Source organism: Seohaeicola zhoushanensis (genome assembly GCF_014656415.1).
Taxonomy (GTDB): domain Bacteria; phylum Pseudomonadota; class Alphaproteobacteria; order Rhodobacterales; family Rhodobacteraceae; genus Seohaeicola_A; species Seohaeicola_A zhoushanensis.
Genome location: NZ_BNCJ01000019.1, coordinates 1 through 14,427 on the forward strand (window position 1 = coordinate 1; position 14,427 = coordinate 14,427).

At 59.7% G+C, this 14,427-nt stretch carries 15 protein-coding genes and 1 pseudogene; 8 read left to right on the top strand and 8 right to left on the bottom strand.

The window, feature by feature from the left end:
• Positions 1-167: 167 nt before the first annotated feature.
• Positions 168-953 (top strand): hypothetical protein, encoded by a 786-nt coding sequence (locus tag IE266_RS21325; protein WP_189682158.1) that lies wholly within the window; start codon positions 168-170, stop codon positions 951-953.
• Positions 954-980: 27 nt separating this feature from the next.
• Here IE266_RS21325 and IE266_RS21330 read toward each other — a convergent pair.
• From IE266_RS21330 to IE266_RS21355, 6 genes and pseudogenes are all read right to left on the bottom strand, one after another.
• Positions 981-1,145 (bottom strand): annotated as a pseudogene (locus IE266_RS21330) (IS6 family transposase); the annotation flags it as partial.
• Positions 1,146-1,338: 193 nt separating this feature from the next.
• On the bottom strand, positions 1,339-1,956 hold the full coding sequence (locus IE266_RS21335; protein ID WP_189682159.1) for a TetR/AcrR family transcriptional regulator: 618 nt from the start codon (positions 1,954-1,956) through the stop codon (positions 1,339-1,341).
• Between the two features lie 332 nt (positions 1,957-2,288).
• A complete protein-coding gene (locus IE266_RS21340) occupies positions 2,289-3,089 on the bottom strand; it encodes a DUF2889 domain-containing protein (RefSeq protein ID WP_189682160.1) in 801 nt (266 codons plus the stop codon).
• Positions 3,086-3,856: an enoyl-CoA hydratase-related protein gene (locus IE266_RS21345; protein WP_189682161.1), complete on the bottom strand. Its 771-nt coding sequence runs from the start codon at positions 3,854-3,856 to the stop codon at positions 3,086-3,088. The genes IE266_RS21340 and IE266_RS21345 overlap by 4 nt, the downstream gene beginning before the upstream one ends.
• A gap of 23 nt (positions 3,857-3,879) precedes the next feature.
• Positions 3,880-4,701 carry an enoyl-CoA hydratase/isomerase family protein gene (locus tag IE266_RS21350; RefSeq protein WP_189682162.1) on the bottom strand — a complete coding sequence of 274 codons (822 nt, stop codon included), beginning with the start codon at positions 4,699-4,701 and terminating at the stop codon, positions 3,880-3,882.
• 11 nt (positions 4,702-4,712) lie between these two features.
• Positions 4,713-5,177, bottom strand: coding sequence for a nuclear transport factor 2 family protein (locus tag IE266_RS21355; protein ID WP_229864370.1), 465 nt, complete (start codon positions 5,175-5,177; stop codon positions 4,713-4,715).
• A gap of 210 nt (positions 5,178-5,387) precedes the next feature.
• On the opposite strand from IE266_RS21355, the gene IE266_RS21360 reads away from it, so the two are divergent.
• From IE266_RS21360 to IE266_RS21370, 3 genes are all read left to right on the top strand, one after another.
• Positions 5,388-6,401 carry an NADPH:quinone oxidoreductase family protein gene (locus tag IE266_RS21360; RefSeq protein ID WP_189682163.1) on the top strand — a complete coding sequence of 338 codons (1,014 nt, stop codon included), beginning with the start codon at positions 5,388-5,390 and terminating at the stop codon, positions 6,399-6,401.
• Positions 6,398-6,925, top strand: coding sequence for a nuclear transport factor 2 family protein (locus tag IE266_RS21365; protein ID WP_189682164.1), 528 nt, complete (start codon positions 6,398-6,400; stop codon positions 6,923-6,925). The genes IE266_RS21360 and IE266_RS21365 overlap by 4 nt, the downstream gene beginning before the upstream one ends.
• Before the next feature lie 68 nt (positions 6,926-6,993).
• A complete protein-coding gene (locus IE266_RS21370) occupies positions 6,994-7,692 on the top strand; it encodes a TetR/AcrR family transcriptional regulator (RefSeq protein ID WP_189682165.1) in 699 nt (232 codons plus the stop codon).
• Here IE266_RS21370 and IE266_RS21375 read toward each other — a convergent pair.
• Positions 7,666-8,295 (bottom strand): carboxymuconolactone decarboxylase family protein, encoded by a 630-nt coding sequence (locus IE266_RS21375; protein WP_189682166.1) that lies wholly within the window; start codon positions 8,293-8,295, stop codon positions 7,666-7,668. The genes IE266_RS21370 and IE266_RS21375 overlap by 27 nt on opposite strands.
• Positions 8,292-9,896: a class I adenylate-forming enzyme family protein gene (locus IE266_RS21380; RefSeq protein ID WP_268249767.1), complete on the bottom strand. Its 1,605-nt coding sequence runs from the start codon at positions 9,894-9,896 to the stop codon at positions 8,292-8,294. The genes IE266_RS21375 and IE266_RS21380 overlap by 4 nt, the downstream gene beginning before the upstream one ends.
• 333 nt (positions 9,897-10,229) lie before the next feature.
• Here IE266_RS21380 and IE266_RS21385 point away from each other — a divergent pair, with 333 nt between their 5' ends.
• Genes IE266_RS21385 through IE266_RS21400 form a run of 4 tightly spaced genes read left to right on the top strand, consistent with a single transcriptional unit; the run spans position 10,230 to position 14,427 of the window.
• Positions 10,230-11,378 (top strand): C4-dicarboxylate TRAP transporter substrate-binding protein, encoded by a 1,149-nt coding sequence (locus IE266_RS21385; protein ID WP_189682168.1) that lies wholly within the window; start codon positions 10,230-10,232, stop codon positions 11,376-11,378.
• A gap of 53 nt (positions 11,379-11,431) precedes the next feature.
• Positions 11,432-12,568 (top strand): C4-dicarboxylate TRAP transporter substrate-binding protein, encoded by a 1,137-nt coding sequence (locus tag IE266_RS21390; RefSeq protein WP_189682169.1) that lies wholly within the window; start codon positions 11,432-11,434, stop codon positions 12,566-12,568.
• Between the two features lie 10 nt (positions 12,569-12,578).
• Positions 12,579-13,127, top strand: coding sequence for a TRAP transporter small permease (locus tag IE266_RS21395; protein ID WP_189682170.1), 549 nt, complete (start codon positions 12,579-12,581; stop codon positions 13,125-13,127).
• Positions 13,120-14,427 carry a TRAP transporter large permease gene (locus IE266_RS21400; RefSeq protein WP_189682171.1) on the top strand — a complete coding sequence of 436 codons (1,308 nt, stop codon included), beginning with the start codon at positions 13,120-13,122 and terminating at the stop codon, positions 14,425-14,427. The genes IE266_RS21395 and IE266_RS21400 overlap by 8 nt, the downstream gene beginning before the upstream one ends.

Consider the following 14,427-nt stretch of genomic DNA (forward strand, 5'->3'; position numbering starts at 1 on the left):
CTTGGAACTTCCGAACCGCGTCAAGCCGCGCCGCGTAGGGGACCGCCGAGGCGCTTACTCTCGGTTTGGGGCAGGGCAGGGTGCCGGAGCGTGAAAGTGACTTGCACGCGGTGAACTGGGCCCGCCTATGTGAGGGGGTTCGGCGGATCCCTGATGAGATCGCCGCCATGACCCTCCCGGACACGGTGCATCATTCCGTGCGATGCGTGGCGCGCCATGACTTCCACTATTGTCCGGGGTGCGTTGATAAAACACCCGATCTGGTTCTTCGCCATTGGCGGTTCGCATGGTCGATGACCTGCGAAACCTGTGGTCAGGCCCTGGTGGCGAAGCATCCAGCCGGAGACGTATCAGACAGACTTCTTGCGCGGGCTGCTCGCGGCGCGAAAGCGCTGAAAACAGCTACCGCCACGAACGACCTCAAGCGGTTGCACCGGACGGATATGATCCTGCATGTAATGACCGTGTTGGGGATCGGGCATCTGGGGTCGCTCACCTCCGGGAACGAGCGCGAAAGGTTGATGGCACTCGCCGCGGTAGGTGTCGGCATGACCCGTCCCTTGTTGGGTGCCGCCATCATCGTGCGAGGAAACGACCGGGTGCTCCGGGAATTGCGCCGGGTCTTTCCTCGGCATCGTGGGGTGATTGAGCGGGTACGAGGATTGTCGCAGGACCTTGACCGGCGGTTTCCGGGACGGCGCGAAACGGAGCATCCGACCGGGCAGGAAACACATGGAATGAGCCGTCCAAGTGCGTCCGAGAGCGCACTGCGGGCAGCCCGCCAGGCCATCTCCGAGCTCGGACTAGACGCAAATCGTCAAGCACTTCTGGCGCGCGCCGATGCAATCTGGAAGCGCCAAAGGGGCGTCGAGAACTCAAGCGTGGCGCCTGTGGATATATTGCAATTAAGGGTGCAAAAGCGCCCCAAAATGCCCCGAATCCGCAGAATCTGATCTATTAGGGTACAGTGACATCAGCGGCGAGTACTTGGCCACCCAGCGGTTCAGCGTCGCAAGGTCCACTCGTACGCCGTGCTCTGCCATGATCTCTTCAAGGTCGCGATACGACACCGTGTAGCGGACATAGAAGAACACCGCGAACAGGATCACATCCTTCGGAAACTGCGCGCCCTCGAACGAGATCATCGCTCCGCCTCCGTCCGGTGTTCCTAGGATGAATGCAATGTCTGGCCACGACCCGCTCGGGTCAACCCCAGAAGTTTGCGACAGGACCTCGCTGGGTTGGTGTCGCCTCAACCGGCCTGACAGAAGACCGCACTCGATCACTAAGCCCTAAAGCCAGACGGACTTGCACAATGGGCGGCAACCACAGAAGTTGCTAGTTGCTTTTGTCCACTGCCCTAAGTGCAATCTTCGAAATTTGCTCTGCCACCAAATGCGCGGACAATTGGCCTTCCGGCTGAAACCAGAAAAAGGCCCAAGACGCCATACCTCCTACAGCTGATGCAGTAATGGAAGTATCCTCAAACCAGAAGTATCCTTGATTTTTTCCTTCCGCAAGGATTCCACAGAGCATTCTGTGAAACCTCAGCTTTGATGAGTTCATTTCATCTGCCACTTCTTTAGGGAGGCTGTTGGCTTCTCTAAAGAAAAGCGAGACCTCAACTTGGTTTTCAATCTGAATCTCTACAAAATATGAAACAACCCTCTTAAGCCGTTCTGGAGGTGTATCATTCAGTGTCTCATTGTAATTAACCGCACGATCTGCCGCGGATGCTCCTATGCGACATAGCTCCACCAAAAGCTCTGTTTTGTTGGAAAACCGAGAGTAAATGAACTGTCTGCTTACACCCAAAGCTTCCGCTATGGATTCAAGTGATGTCGTTTCATAGCCACTCTCAAAAAACTGCGTCCTAGCCTCATCCAGGATACTCTTTCGTTTGATATCATCGAGATCCTGCTTGATGGAATTCGTGAGTGAGGGCTTTTTCTTCATCTGGAATTGCTCGGCTCGCAGTCATCGTTATTTTCAGCTCGCCTAGTAACTAGGTGCTCGCAAAATTGCCGGGCCGCGTACACCGAGTTCAAGCGCTTCGATACGATAGCCTTAGCACAACTTGAACTCAAGCTGATATACCGGTAAAATCCATGAAGCAATCTCCCCTCGCCAGTTCGACGCGCTTGAGTCGCTAGACAGTTAGACACATCAGTAGAATGAAGCGAGTCGAACTATGGGCGCTTGCGACGCGGTACCGGTGGTGAGAGGCGGCATATGGCGGCATATGGCGGCGGTCAATTGGAAGAAAATTTTGAACCCGCTGAGATCTGCTAGTTTCGTGTTGCACGTTCAATGTTTGGCTCGTCTATTCCGGCTGTCGTATCGATGACGTAACCCACGTTGTCCGTGGCGACCTCCACACTGGGCCACGAGAATGAGTGACACTGACCATGGCGGTGGGTTTCGTTGATGGCGCGCACCTGCGGAACGCCATCGACTTTGTATGCAAGTCCCTTCGACACGAAAACGGATTTCTGAGCGACCCGCGCGGCGTCTAGGGCGACACCGTCGAAGCGTGCTTCGGCCCAGGAGGCAAAGCCACCGAAGACGTTGGTCCCGGCGATTTTTTCAGGCGCAGTGATAGTGTCGCCGGTCAAGGTCCAGTGATGGAACACCGCGCCGTTGACCCAGGCTGTCAGCTCGGTCCGTCCGTCCACGACATCGGGTATGGCGACATCGAAAACCGTCTCGCCGTCGCCCCGATCCGTCAATCGCAGCGCCAGCAGACCCATGTCCAACAGATGAGTGCAGTTGCGACCGGCCCGGCCGTCCGAGAACAGGTCGCGGCGGTCCGCGCTGATTGGCAGACCCCGCAGCTCCGTCAGAACATCCGCGGCCGCCGGACAAGTGGACTTGGGGAACCGGTTCAGTTCCGCCTCCACCTCCGTCACGGTTCGCCCGTCATGGTGGAGGCGCATCCACATGGAGTGGAACGAGTCGTTCAGGACTGCCGTGACGCTTCCGGCGCCGGGAAGAACCCGTACACGCCTCCGGAATATCCCGGATCCGTAGTCTGCTCGGAGAGGATAGATCCGGCCCAGAACATCAATACTGCTTTGTCCGATGGTCAAGTCGCAGTCCAGACCGGCTTCCGTTTCTCCGAAAAGGCCGTCATTCCTTCCTTGACATCGTTGGAGGCCGCATAGGCTTCGATCGCCTCGAACTTGGTCGTCAGAGCGACCTCCAACGGGTCGGACAGTCGCGACAGGGCTGCTTCCTTGGCGGCCTGAACGGCCAGGGGAGAGGACGCCGTGATCTTGCCCGCCCAGGCGAGAGCTGCGGACTGGAGATCGGCGAATGGTACGACCTCGTTGACGAGACCATAAGGAGCAAGCTCCGCCACCTTCATCCTCTCGCCTGTCAGGATCAGCGCCATGGCGATGTGATGCGGAAGCTGTCGGATTGCCCTGTGAACGACGCCGCATTCGCCGATGATGCCCACGCGGGTTTCAGGCAGTCCGAACTGAGCGGTATCCGCAGCGACAATGATGTCGGCGCACATCGCAATTTCGAACCCACCACCAAGACAGTAGCCCTGCACCGCTGCTATCAGGGGCTTTTTCAGTTTCACGAGGGGACCGCCGATGCCGGTCAGACCGCCGCCAAGCGCCACGCGCTGCTTCATCTCGGCGCCACCGCTGATGTCGGCCCCGGCACAGAAGGCCTTCTCGCCTTCGGCGGAAAGGATCGCGCACCAAATGTCCGGGTCGTCGCTCACTTGCGACCAGATTTCGGCAAGGCGGTTGTCCATTTCCGGCGTGATCGAGTTCAGAGCCTTCGGCCGGTTCAGCCGAACGTGCGCAATATGATCGGAGATGGAAAATTCGATATCGGACATTGCTGTTTCCTTGGATGTGCCGGTCACTCGCCGCCGGCGATCTCGTTTGACGACCTGCCCCGGAACTCGGCCAGGACGGATTTCAGGCCGTCACGTTTCATGCGTTCCCGGATCGCTAGGACGGATGGTTCGAAATGCAGCAGAGCATCCGATTCCGAAATACCCGCCAGGGCGGTGCGGAAGCCTTGCGCCTCTGCGGCGCGGTTGATCGAAGCCTTCTTGCCTCGCAAGACCTCGGGCGGGACAGTCGCGATGCGGGCCGCCAGCTCCCGCACGACGTCGAGCAGACGTCCGGCAGATACGCAGTGGTTGACCAGACCCCACGCCACGGCCGTCGGGCCGTCAATGTGATTGCCGGGCAGGAACGAGAATTCCTTCGCCCGCTTCACTCCAACATGAGAGACCCACGCCGGAGCCACGTATCCACCACCGATCGGCAGGCCGGGTTCGCCGATACGCACATCGTCCGAGACGACCGTGATGTCCGCGAAGCCGATCATCTGCGCGCCGACCCCCATGCAGTACCCGTGCACGGCCGCGATGACGGGCTTGGGGTGGTCCCACATCGCCATCCACCGGCCCAGATTGGTCTGCAACCGCGCAACATCGCCCATGGGGCCCGCCACGGCATCGCCACCGTACTTCGCCAGATCCATGCCTGAGCAGAAGCCTTTGCCGTTTGCTCGCAGGCCGACGACCGGCCCGCCCTCTGTCCTGAGGGTGTCGAGCGTGTCCGAAAAGGCTTCGAGCAGCTCCACCGACAGGGCGTTTGCAGCATCAGGGCGGTTCAGGACGATCCAACTGACCGGGCCGTCATGTTCCAGAAGTATGGGGGCATCGCTCATGGTGGTCGCGGTCAGGCCCGGCCGATCGGATTGGCCGCCCTGACATGGTAGTCGATCGTGAAGTCGGTGCGCAGCTCGCGCCGCTTGAATTTCCACTGGCCGCCATCCTTGACCACCGTGTCGAAGTACTGACCGAACAGCCAGCCATCCGGCTGTTCCTTCTGGTAGCGGTGGATCGCCAGAACGATGGACCGAACGTTGGCCTCGGTCGGCGAGACGAAGTCGATCACGATGTTGGAATTGTGGTGGCTGGTTGCCTTGAAGAAGCTGCCGATGCCTTCGAGCGTCTGCTTGTAGGCTTCCATTCCCTTGGCGCCGAACCGGGGTGCGTAGGACACTTCGCAGTCTTCGACAAATAGCGCCGCTAGGGTGGCCGGATCGTTCATGTCCAGGCTGTACGAATACTCGTACATCATGCGTTCGATCGCCCGTTCTTCGACGATACGGTCCAACGCGCTCATTTCTGCTTCAGACACGATGTCCTCCTCAATTTTTCAAAGCCGCTCAGGGTAGCAACCGCTGGTGATGCAGCGGGAATCGGAGATTTGTCCGGCACCTCCATCGGCCACACAACTCTTGCAAAAGCGGACGAAGTTAGTCAACACTATAGTTGACTGGAGTGGAAGAATCTCTTCCGGCGGCCTGTAGGAGGATGGGCCGCTCCAAGGTCAGGGAGAGAGGATTTGATGCAAAACGATATCGCAGTGGTCTGCCATGCTCTTGGCAACGTTGACGAACTTCGTCAGGGTCTGCTGCCCCGCGATACGGTGTCACCGGGTCGTGTGTTGGTCCGCGTTCAGGCGGCCGCGGTCAATTTTCCCGACCGCCTTATTGTTGAGGGTCTCTACCAGCAAAAGCCTCCCCTGCCCTTCGCGCCCGGCTTCGAAGTCGCAGGCGTGATCGTCGAGGATGGCGACGGCCCGGGGACAGATCGCATTGGCCGACGGGTCATGGGCCTGACGGCAAAGGGTTACGGGGGGTTCGCAACCCATGCACTTCTGGAAGCCGCATCTGCGATCAAGATTCCCGACGACATGAGCTTTGTCGACGCGGCCGCCTTCTTCAGCGCCTTCGGTACGGCGCATCATGCGCTGGTGCGGAGGGCGGCTGTGAAGGAGGGCGAAACTCTGGTCGTCCTCGGTGCGGCAGGTGCCGTCGGACTGGCCGCCATCCAGCTTGGCAAGCTTCTTGGTCTCACCGTGATCGCCGTCGCCGGAGGAACGGCCAAGGCCGATGCGGTCCGCCGCCGAGGGGCTGATCACGTGATCGATCACAAGACCGAGGACCTGAGGTCTGCGCTGAAGACCCTGACGAAAGGGGCCGGGGCGGAAGTTTGCCTCGACCTTGTAGGCGGTGACGCCTTCGATGCGATGTCGCGCCTGATGGCCTGGGGCGGTCGCCTTGTCACCGTGGGCTACGCCAGTGGGCGCATACCGTCGCTGCCCGCCAACCTGGCCATGCTCAAGGGCTATGCCCTGGTAGGGGCGTACTGGTGGCCCGCCACGCAGCGTGACCCGGCCCAGCATCAGGCCGATTTCGTCACGATGCTGCGCTACTGGAAGGACGGGGCGGTCACTCCTGACGTGCACAAGATCCTGCCGTTTTCCGAAGCGGCCTCGGCGATCCATGCACTTGGAGAGAGGACCGTGACCGGAAAGCAGGTTCTGGTGCCTGATGACATTTGGGAGGAACAGGAATGACGGACGCGACACTGCAAAGGCTTCTGGATCGTGAAGCCGTCCACGAGGTGCTCTATACCTATTGCCGCGGTGCTGACCGCTGCGATCCGGACATCATACGCTCGGCTTATCATGCCGACTCTTACGACGATCACGGATACTGGAAGGGCAACGGACACGACTTTGCCGACTTTCTGGCGGACAGACTTCAGCGGGCGAACAGTCGCACGATGCATTCGGTGACCAATACGATCATGACCCTCGAGGGCGACCTGGCGTTGTGCGAGTCGCATGTTCTGGTGACCCTCGTTCGACGAAGCCCTCCCGATGTCGTCGATCTCATGGGGGCGCGCTATCTCGACCGGATCGAACGGCGCGACGGCCTCTGGAAGATCGCGGAACGTACCGTCGTCCTCGAATGGCGGAAGACGGAGACATGGTCCGATGCACCCCCTCCGATTCCGCTGTCTGACTTCCGACAAGGCGAACGTGGCCTCGGGGATCCACTTTACAGATTCCTGTACCGGGGGTCATTGCGCGCGTGAGAGTCGGCCAGTAAGTCTCGGCGTCGGTCCAATCTCGCTGTGACGATAGTTTCATCCGGAAGAATCCATTGCCTGCGAAGAAAAAGAAAAATGCACCGTCGAACATCTCGCGCAGGCGCCAGGCGGCGTTGGATGAAGGCGCGGAAGAATACGTGACACGTCGGCGCGAGCTGGTGCGCATCGCCGCCACTATCTTCAAGGCGAAGGGCTTCGACGCCACGACATTCGGCGACATTGCTGTCCACACGGGGCTCGACCGGGCCACGCTCTATTACTACTTCGGCAGCAAGCAGGAGATCTTCAAAGAGGCGATTGAAGGAGCGCTGAGCTCCAACCTCGACGGGCTGCGCCGCATTCAGAACGATCCAGACACATCAAACCCGGAAAAACTGGAGAAGCTGGTCCGGATGCTCATGGTATCCTACCACGACAACTATCCCTATCTTTTCGTCTACTTGCAACAGGACATCGGCACGATCGTCGATCCGAAAAGCGATTGGGCGAAGAAGGTCGACAACCAGGTCAAAATGATCGAAGCGGCCTTCGCAGCGTTGATCCGGGCCGGCATAGCGGCCGGCGATTTCCGGGACGACATCAGCGTATCGCTCTGCGCGAACTCGATTTTCGGCATGCTGAACTGGACACACCGCTGGTATGATCCCGAAGGCAGGAACAGACCGGAGGTCGTCGCGGACGCCTTCTGCAAGATTTTCTTCGATGGCCTCCGGGGGCACTCCGCCTCAGTGAACTCCGACGTGTCCTCCTGACGCCGCGGCAATGTCCATCGCTTCGAGAATTTGACGCCGCGACAGCCCTAGGCTCAAAGCATTCTCGAGATGTAGTCGGAAACCGGGTCCGAACCGGTGCGCCGGACACGCATCCACCGCAAGCGAAATGAGTTCCATCGTGCGACTGGACAGCGTCCGGTTCGACCAGGGTAGAGAGCAGTACTGGAAAAAGCCCTCGAATGCCGCGGGGGAATGGGCGAGCAAAGCGCCCAGGAACCCCGGAACCTGAGTTTCGAATTGCGTCCAGTACGGGTTATCGCCGACAAACTTGTTCCAAAGTCCGTCACGCGCCGCGTCTGACGCATCCGGCAAGGGCAGACGGGCGGACATAGTCATCAACGAATGCACCCCGAGACCTGACACCAGGACGATCACCTCGTGCAGCATCGCAACCGTTCCTCCCGCCGCAAGGGCCTGCGACGCCGCGGCGTCAGCAGCCTCTGTATTCAGGCAGGAGGGAGACACGGCAATCGCGTACCGAACGAGCGCGTCTTGCAAGGCATCGAGGCTCGCGCCATCTTCCAGTCCGGCCAGCCGGGCCTCGGCCTCGGCGCGGAGGTCATCGACGGTCAGCCCGCTCATATCAGAAGCTGGCGCAGCGCACGCTTGTCGACCTTGGTCGCAGACATCGGCCAAGCTCCAGGCGCCATGAACCTCACCTCGACGGGGATCTTGTAACGCGCGATTCGGCCCTTGCAGTACTCGATCAGGGTCTCGGCAGAGACCTCGGCATTCGCCATGAGCTCGACGAAGGCCACCGGCACCTCATCGAGCCTGGGGTCGGGCCTGCCCACGACCTCCACGCTCCGGACGCCAGGATAGCTGCACAGGAAGGCCTCGATCTCAATCGCCGCGACGTTCTCTCCGCCGACCTTTAGCATGTCCTTGTAACGTCCGAAGAAGATGAGGTTGCCTTCGGGCGTTCGCACATACATGTCGCCGGTCTTGAACCATCCGTCGGGAGTCATGGCCTCCGCCGTCTTTTCGGGAGCCCTGTAGTACCCTTCCGTGACGCAGTATCCCCGCACCCAGATCTCGCCGACCTGTCCGTCGTCGCAATCCTGACCGGTCTCGGGATCGACGATCCGGCACGACATGCCTGGTGACATCTTGCCTTGGGTCACGGTCCTTTCCTCAAAGGTGTCATCCGCTTTCGACAGGGCGAAGATCCCGCTTGTCTCGGTCATCCCGCAGGCCTGCATGAGGTCGACGCCGGGAAACCGTGCCGCGACCTTTTCGGCAAGGCTGACAGGGCCGATCATCATGATTTTGCGAAGTTGCGGTAGCGCCTCGGCGCTGAACGCCTCCTGATCCATCAGACCCTGGACGAGCGCCGGGAACCATGGCCAGGCCATCGTCACGCCTTCGCGCTGCATCTGCGCGACTGCCCGGACCGGGTCATAGAACGTGTCTGACAGGAAGGTGTTTCCAACACCAATGCAACCCACCAGCGGACCCAGGGCCGCGATATGGAAGAGCGGCCCCGCATTCCAATGGACGTCGTGATCGCCGACCCGGAACCGCGTGTCCGCGCGCTCGACGGTGCCTCGCGATAGGGCCTCGTGAGTGAGCAGGCAACCCTTCGGATCCGCCGTGGTGCCGGAGGTATAAAGGATCATCGCCAAGTCGCGGACGTTCACGGCGAGTCGCCGGTCGTTGATAGTTGCTGGATCGACAGAACCACCAGCCGCGAGGAATGCATCGGCATCGACGAAGCCGGCACGGCCGTCCCCTGCGAGGAGCGCTGCCACCCGTAAATCGGGTGTCTCCGGCAGAGACAGGTTCATCGGGTCGGCAGCCTCGGCCAGCCCGGAGACCGCTTCGGACAGAACCTCTGTGAAATTTACGTACTCATCGTCGCTTGCCGTGGCCAAGATAGCCTTCAACCGTCCGTTGCGCACGATATGCCCCACTTCCCGGCTCTTGTGCCGAACATTGATGGGAACGATGACGCATCCGGCCAGAAGTGCGCCGAAGATGCCGTGCAGAAACGGTACGCCGTTGGTCGCCATCAGTCCAACGTGGTCGCGATAGCCGATGCCCGACGCGATCAGACTTGCCGCAACGTTTCGCGCGCCTCTCAGAAGTTCGTCGTAAGTTGTCGATGAGTCGATGAAATCCACGGCTTTCCGGTCTCCGAAAAGCCTGGCTGACCGTATCAGCAGATCACCGATCGGGGACACTTCCGTCCATTCGCGCGTAGCCCGCAAGTTTAACTCCTCCTATACCTGCGTCCCGGCCCAAGATTGTCCGTTTTTGATTCCGAACGAAACCCTCAAGGCCGGGCTTCTGGTCAACTACAATGTTGACTGAGAAAGGATTTGTCAACGCATATTACGTGCAGCCGGCGGGCTAATTCTCCGAAAATATCCTATTAACTTATTGTAATAAAATAGTTATTTTTCATGGCGCGGTGCAACTACGTCAGTCAACTTTACTGTTGACAGGATGCCCCGCGGCAATATTCTTGGCGCTCAGATGCTGATCAAGAGTCGGCAGACCAGGGAGGGAAAACTATGAATCTACGTTCTGCCTTTGTTATGGGGTCGGCTCTACTTGTTGGTGCAGTCACAAGTGCCGACGCCGAAGAACTTCGATACGCCGTCGGTTATCCGCCGGGCGCCGCAGCCATCGACGCAGCAGAATCTGCGGCGAAGATCATCGCCAACGCATCGGGTGGCGAGTTGACCGTCAAGGTATACACTAGCGCCCTGCTGAGCTTCGGTGAGATGGAAGGCGGTATCCGCGACGGAATCGCTGACATAGGCTACATGGTGACGCCGTATTTCCCGAAAGACTTTCCGCGCACCAACCTGCTGAACGACATGTCGATGCAGCTCTCGAACGTCGGCGCGGACGTGAACAAGATCGCGGGCATGGCCTATGGTGGCGCGATGATGGAATACATCATCCTGAACTGTCCGGACTGCCTCGCCGAATACAAGGCGCAGAACATGGTTTTCACGGGGGTCGGGCCGACGGCATCGTACCACTTGCTGTGCAACCAGCCCGTCACCTCCGCCGAGGCGCTCAAGGGCAAGCGGCTACGTGCCGGAGCGGGCCAGTGGAACCGTTGGGCCGTTGCACTCGGCGCATCTCCGGTCCAGATTACTGGGCAGGAATCGCTCGAGGCGATGAAGCAAGGTATCATCGACTGCACGGTGCTCTCGACCGTGACCGCGCTCAAGGATTTCCAGCTGATCAACGCGGTGACCGACATCACGCTTGGCGTGCCGGGCGGTGTCTTCGCCGCGACGCCGGCTACGACGGTGAACGCAGATGTTTGGAAGGGTCTGGACACCAAGAAGCGGTCTGCCTTCCTGAGGGGCGCGGCCTATATGTCCGCAGCCATCCCCTTCATCGACCATAGCCGCGAGACGGCGGTGGTAGAAGAAGCGGCAGGCAAGGGCATCAAAACCCATGAGCCAGAGGCCGACCTCAAGGCCGCGACCGCGAGCTTTCTGGCGCAGGACGCTTCCACCGTGGCAGAGCTGTATTCTAAGGCTTTTGGCGTGGCCAACGCGCCGGACATGATGGCGGCCTTCCGCCCGTTGCTCGAGAAGTGGGTTGGCCTCGTCAACGGAATAGCCAGTGTCGAGGATCTAGCCGCACTCTACGAGCAGGAGATCTATTCGAAAATCGACTTCGAGAACTATGGCAACTGATCTCTCCGATTCGGCCGACAAAGAGCAATATTGATCATTCCAGGGAGGATAAGATGAGGATACTTTCTACTTCATGCGCGGTCGCCGCGGTGATTGCACTGACAACGGTCGCGGAAGCGAAAGAACTGCGCTTCGCGATCGGCTATCCGCCGAACTCTGCGCCGGTGAAGGTGATGGAGGAATACGCGGCTAAGGTCTCAGAACTGACCGGTGGCGACCTGACCGTCAAGGTCTTCCCCTCGTCGCTGCTCAGCTTCCCGGAAACGTCTCCGGGCGTACGTGACGGCATCGCCGATATGGGGCTTCTTGCGACCGGGTATCATCCGACGGAGTATCCGATCAACAATCTGGTCCCCAACACCACGATCCAGATGATCAATTTCGGCGACGACGTCAAAGGCCGCGAGGCGATGGCCTTCGCATCCGCACTGACCGAATACACCTTCTTCCACTGCCCGGGCTGCAACGACGAATTCAAGGCGCAGAACCAGGTCTTCACCAGCATCGCCTCCACCTCGGCCTACTATCTGATGTGCAACAAGCCGATCGGTTCGGCTGATGCACTGGCCGGCCTCAGGATGCGGGCACCGTCCAACTGGGCACGGTGGACGGCATACGTCGGCGGCAATCCGGTATCCATCACACTTGGCGAAATGAACGAAGGCATGAGCCAGGGCGTTCTGGACTGCCTCGTCGCCTCGGCGGCCGAACTGGTGAACTGGAACCTCACCAGCCTCGTCACCGACATCGCCGTGGGCGTTCCGGGCGGTGTCGCCGCGGGTGCTCCTGTAAACATCAACCGCGACACCTGGCAGGCCCTGTCGGCAGAAGAGCGGTCCGCACTGATGAAGGCCGGAGCCTACAGCCAGGCACAGTACGCCTGGGCATTCCAGCAGGCCGAGGCGCAGGCGCTCGATGCAGCGAAGGCCGCCGGTGCGAAGGTTGCGGATGCGGATGCGTCGATCGTCGACAAGACCAAGGAGTTTGTGGTGAAGGACACGGCCGCGATGCTCGAGGAAGTTGCCTCCAAGTACAACATCAAGGACGGCTCGGCGATGCTCGACACCTTCACGCCGATCCTCGAGAAATGGGTCGGCCTGGCCAAGGACATCGACAGCGTCGAGACGTATGAAGAGTTCCTCTGGACCGAGATCTTCTCGAAAGTCGACGTCAACACCCACGGCTTCTGAGATGTTCCAGATGCAGAAGACAGCAACGCTCGTCACCAGGATCAACCGCTTCACCACTGTTCTAGGTGGGCTGGCGATCGCGCTGATGATGCTTCACATCACGGCCGACGTGGCCGGGAGGTACCTGTTCAATACGTCCCTCCCCGGTACGATCACCATCGTGTCGAACTACTATATGGTCGTTGCCGTCTTTCTGCCTCTGGCGCTCGCCGAAGAAGAAGACGCACACATCTCCGTGGAGGTGTTCACCGCTGGCTTGGGGGAAACGGGCCAGCGGATCATCGCGATCATCACGCTCTTTGTGTCGCTTGCCGTCTGCATGCTGTTCACGGGAAAGACCTGGGAAGAAGCGATCCGGCAAATGGAAAGTGGTGCGGCCGTTCTGCAAGGCAACTCCACTGTCACGATCTGGCCATCCAATTTCCTGCTGCCGATCGGGTTCGGACTAATGGTCATCGTGCTGATCATCAAGTTGATCGGATACCTGTCCCGGTCCGCGCGCTCTCCGTTCCTGCCCGACTTCACCAGGCTGGACCCAGTGGAAAACTTCAATGACTGACATTCAGATCGGCCTGTCGGCCCTCGGCGTGCTGCTGGCTTTGCTGGCGCTTCGGGTACCTATTGCCATCGCCCTCACCGCGGTGTCGTTCGCGGGGATGTGGCTGATGATCGGCTGGAACGTTGCCTGGGGCGCGCTCGGCATCATGCCCTACGGCTTCGCTGCGAACTGGGTACTGAGTTCGGTGCCGATGTTCTTGCTGCTTGGCTACATCTGCTACCATACCGAACTCACGGCCGGCTTGTTCCGTGCGGCGCGGCTCTGGCTTTCAGGGCTGCCCGGCGGACTGGCGATCTCGGCTATTCTGGGCTCGTCGGGGTTTGCGGCCGTCTGCGGGTCGTCCGTGGCATGTTCCGCCGCAATGGGCCGTATCGCCGTACCAGAGATGCTGGCGGCAAAGTACCATCCGCAACTTGCCACCGGCACGGTCGCGGTCGCAGGTACCATCGGGGCACTGATCCCGCCCTCGATCATTATGATCCTTTACGCAGTTATTGCGCAGGTTCCGGTCAGCGCATTGTTTCTCGGCGGCATAGGCGTGGGTGTCATTTCGGCCATTGGTTACATCCTCGTGGTCCTGATCAGGGTCAAACTGAACCCTTCGCTGGCACCGCGTGTCGATGAACACCCGTCGATGTCGGAACGTATGTCCGCGCTTCAGGACACATGGCCCATCATCCTCATCATGGTCGGTATTTTCGGCGGTCTTTTCAGCGGCGTCTTCACCCCAACCGAGGCCGGCGCGGTCGGTGCCTTCCTCGCCACCATCGTCGCCGCGATCAAGCGATCGCTAACGTGGAAGCGCTTCAGCCTCGCCATCGTCGAGACACTGAAGACGACTGGAACGCTGATCTTCATTGCGGTCGGCGCCACGCTCTTCACGCGCTTCCTGACACTCTCAGGAACAGGCGAGTACATTTCCTCTTCGATCATCGACTTCGGCGGAAGCCCGGCGATGCTGATCCTCTCCATCGTGATCGTGTACCTTCTCATCGGCATGTTCCTCGAACCGGTTGGCGCGATGCTTCTGACTCTGCCCATTGTCATGCCCGTGGTCGACGGCGCCGGGCTGAGCCTGATCTGGTTCGGCGTACTTCTCACGAAACTGCTTGAGATCGGGATGATCACGCCCCCGATTGGCATGAATGTCTTTGTCATCAAGAGCGTCGTCGGTAACACCATCCAATTGACGGACATCTTCAAGGGTGTCTTATGGTTCATGATTATGGACCTTGCGGTCGTGCTTCTGATCTCCGCAGTCCCGCAGATCGTGCTGGTTCTCGCCCAATACGGAATGTAG

Excerpts from the sequence above, each read along its gene's own strand:
- IE266_RS21345 (WP_189682161.1), bottom strand. The coding sequence starts at position 3,856 with ATGTCCGATATCGAATTTTCCATCTCCGATCATATTGCGCACGTTCGG.
- IE266_RS21335 (WP_189682159.1), bottom strand. The coding sequence starts at position 1,956 with ATGAAGAAAAAGCCCTCACTCACGAATTCCATCAAGCAGGATCTCGAT.
- IE266_RS21395 (WP_189682170.1), top strand. The coding sequence starts at position 12,579 with ATGCAGAAGACAGCAACGCTCGTCACCAGGATCAACCGCTTCACCACT.
- IE266_RS21325 (WP_189682158.1), top strand. The coding sequence starts at position 168 with ATGACCCTCCCGGACACGGTGCATCATTCCGTGCGATGCGTGGCGCGC.
- IE266_RS21400 (WP_189682171.1), top strand. The coding sequence starts at position 13,120 with ATGACTGACATTCAGATCGGCCTGTCGGCCCTCGGCGTGCTGCTGGCT.
- IE266_RS21385 (WP_189682168.1), top strand. The coding sequence starts at position 10,230 with ATGAATCTACGTTCTGCCTTTGTTATGGGGTCGGCTCTACTTGTTGGT.
- IE266_RS21350 (WP_189682162.1), bottom strand. The coding sequence starts at position 4,701 with ATGAGCGATGCCCCCATACTTCTGGAACATGACGGCCCGGTCAGTTGG.
- IE266_RS21360 (WP_189682163.1), top strand. The coding sequence starts at position 5,388 with ATGCAAAACGATATCGCAGTGGTCTGCCATGCTCTTGGCAACGTTGAC.
- IE266_RS21390 (WP_189682169.1), top strand. The coding sequence starts at position 11,432 with ATGAGGATACTTTCTACTTCATGCGCGGTCGCCGCGGTGATTGCACTG.
- IE266_RS21375 (WP_189682166.1), bottom strand. The coding sequence starts at position 8,295 with ATGAGCGGGCTGACCGTCGATGACCTCCGCGCCGAGGCCGAGGCCCGG.
- IE266_RS21365 (WP_189682164.1), top strand. The coding sequence starts at position 6,398 with ATGACGGACGCGACACTGCAAAGGCTTCTGGATCGTGAAGCCGTCCAC.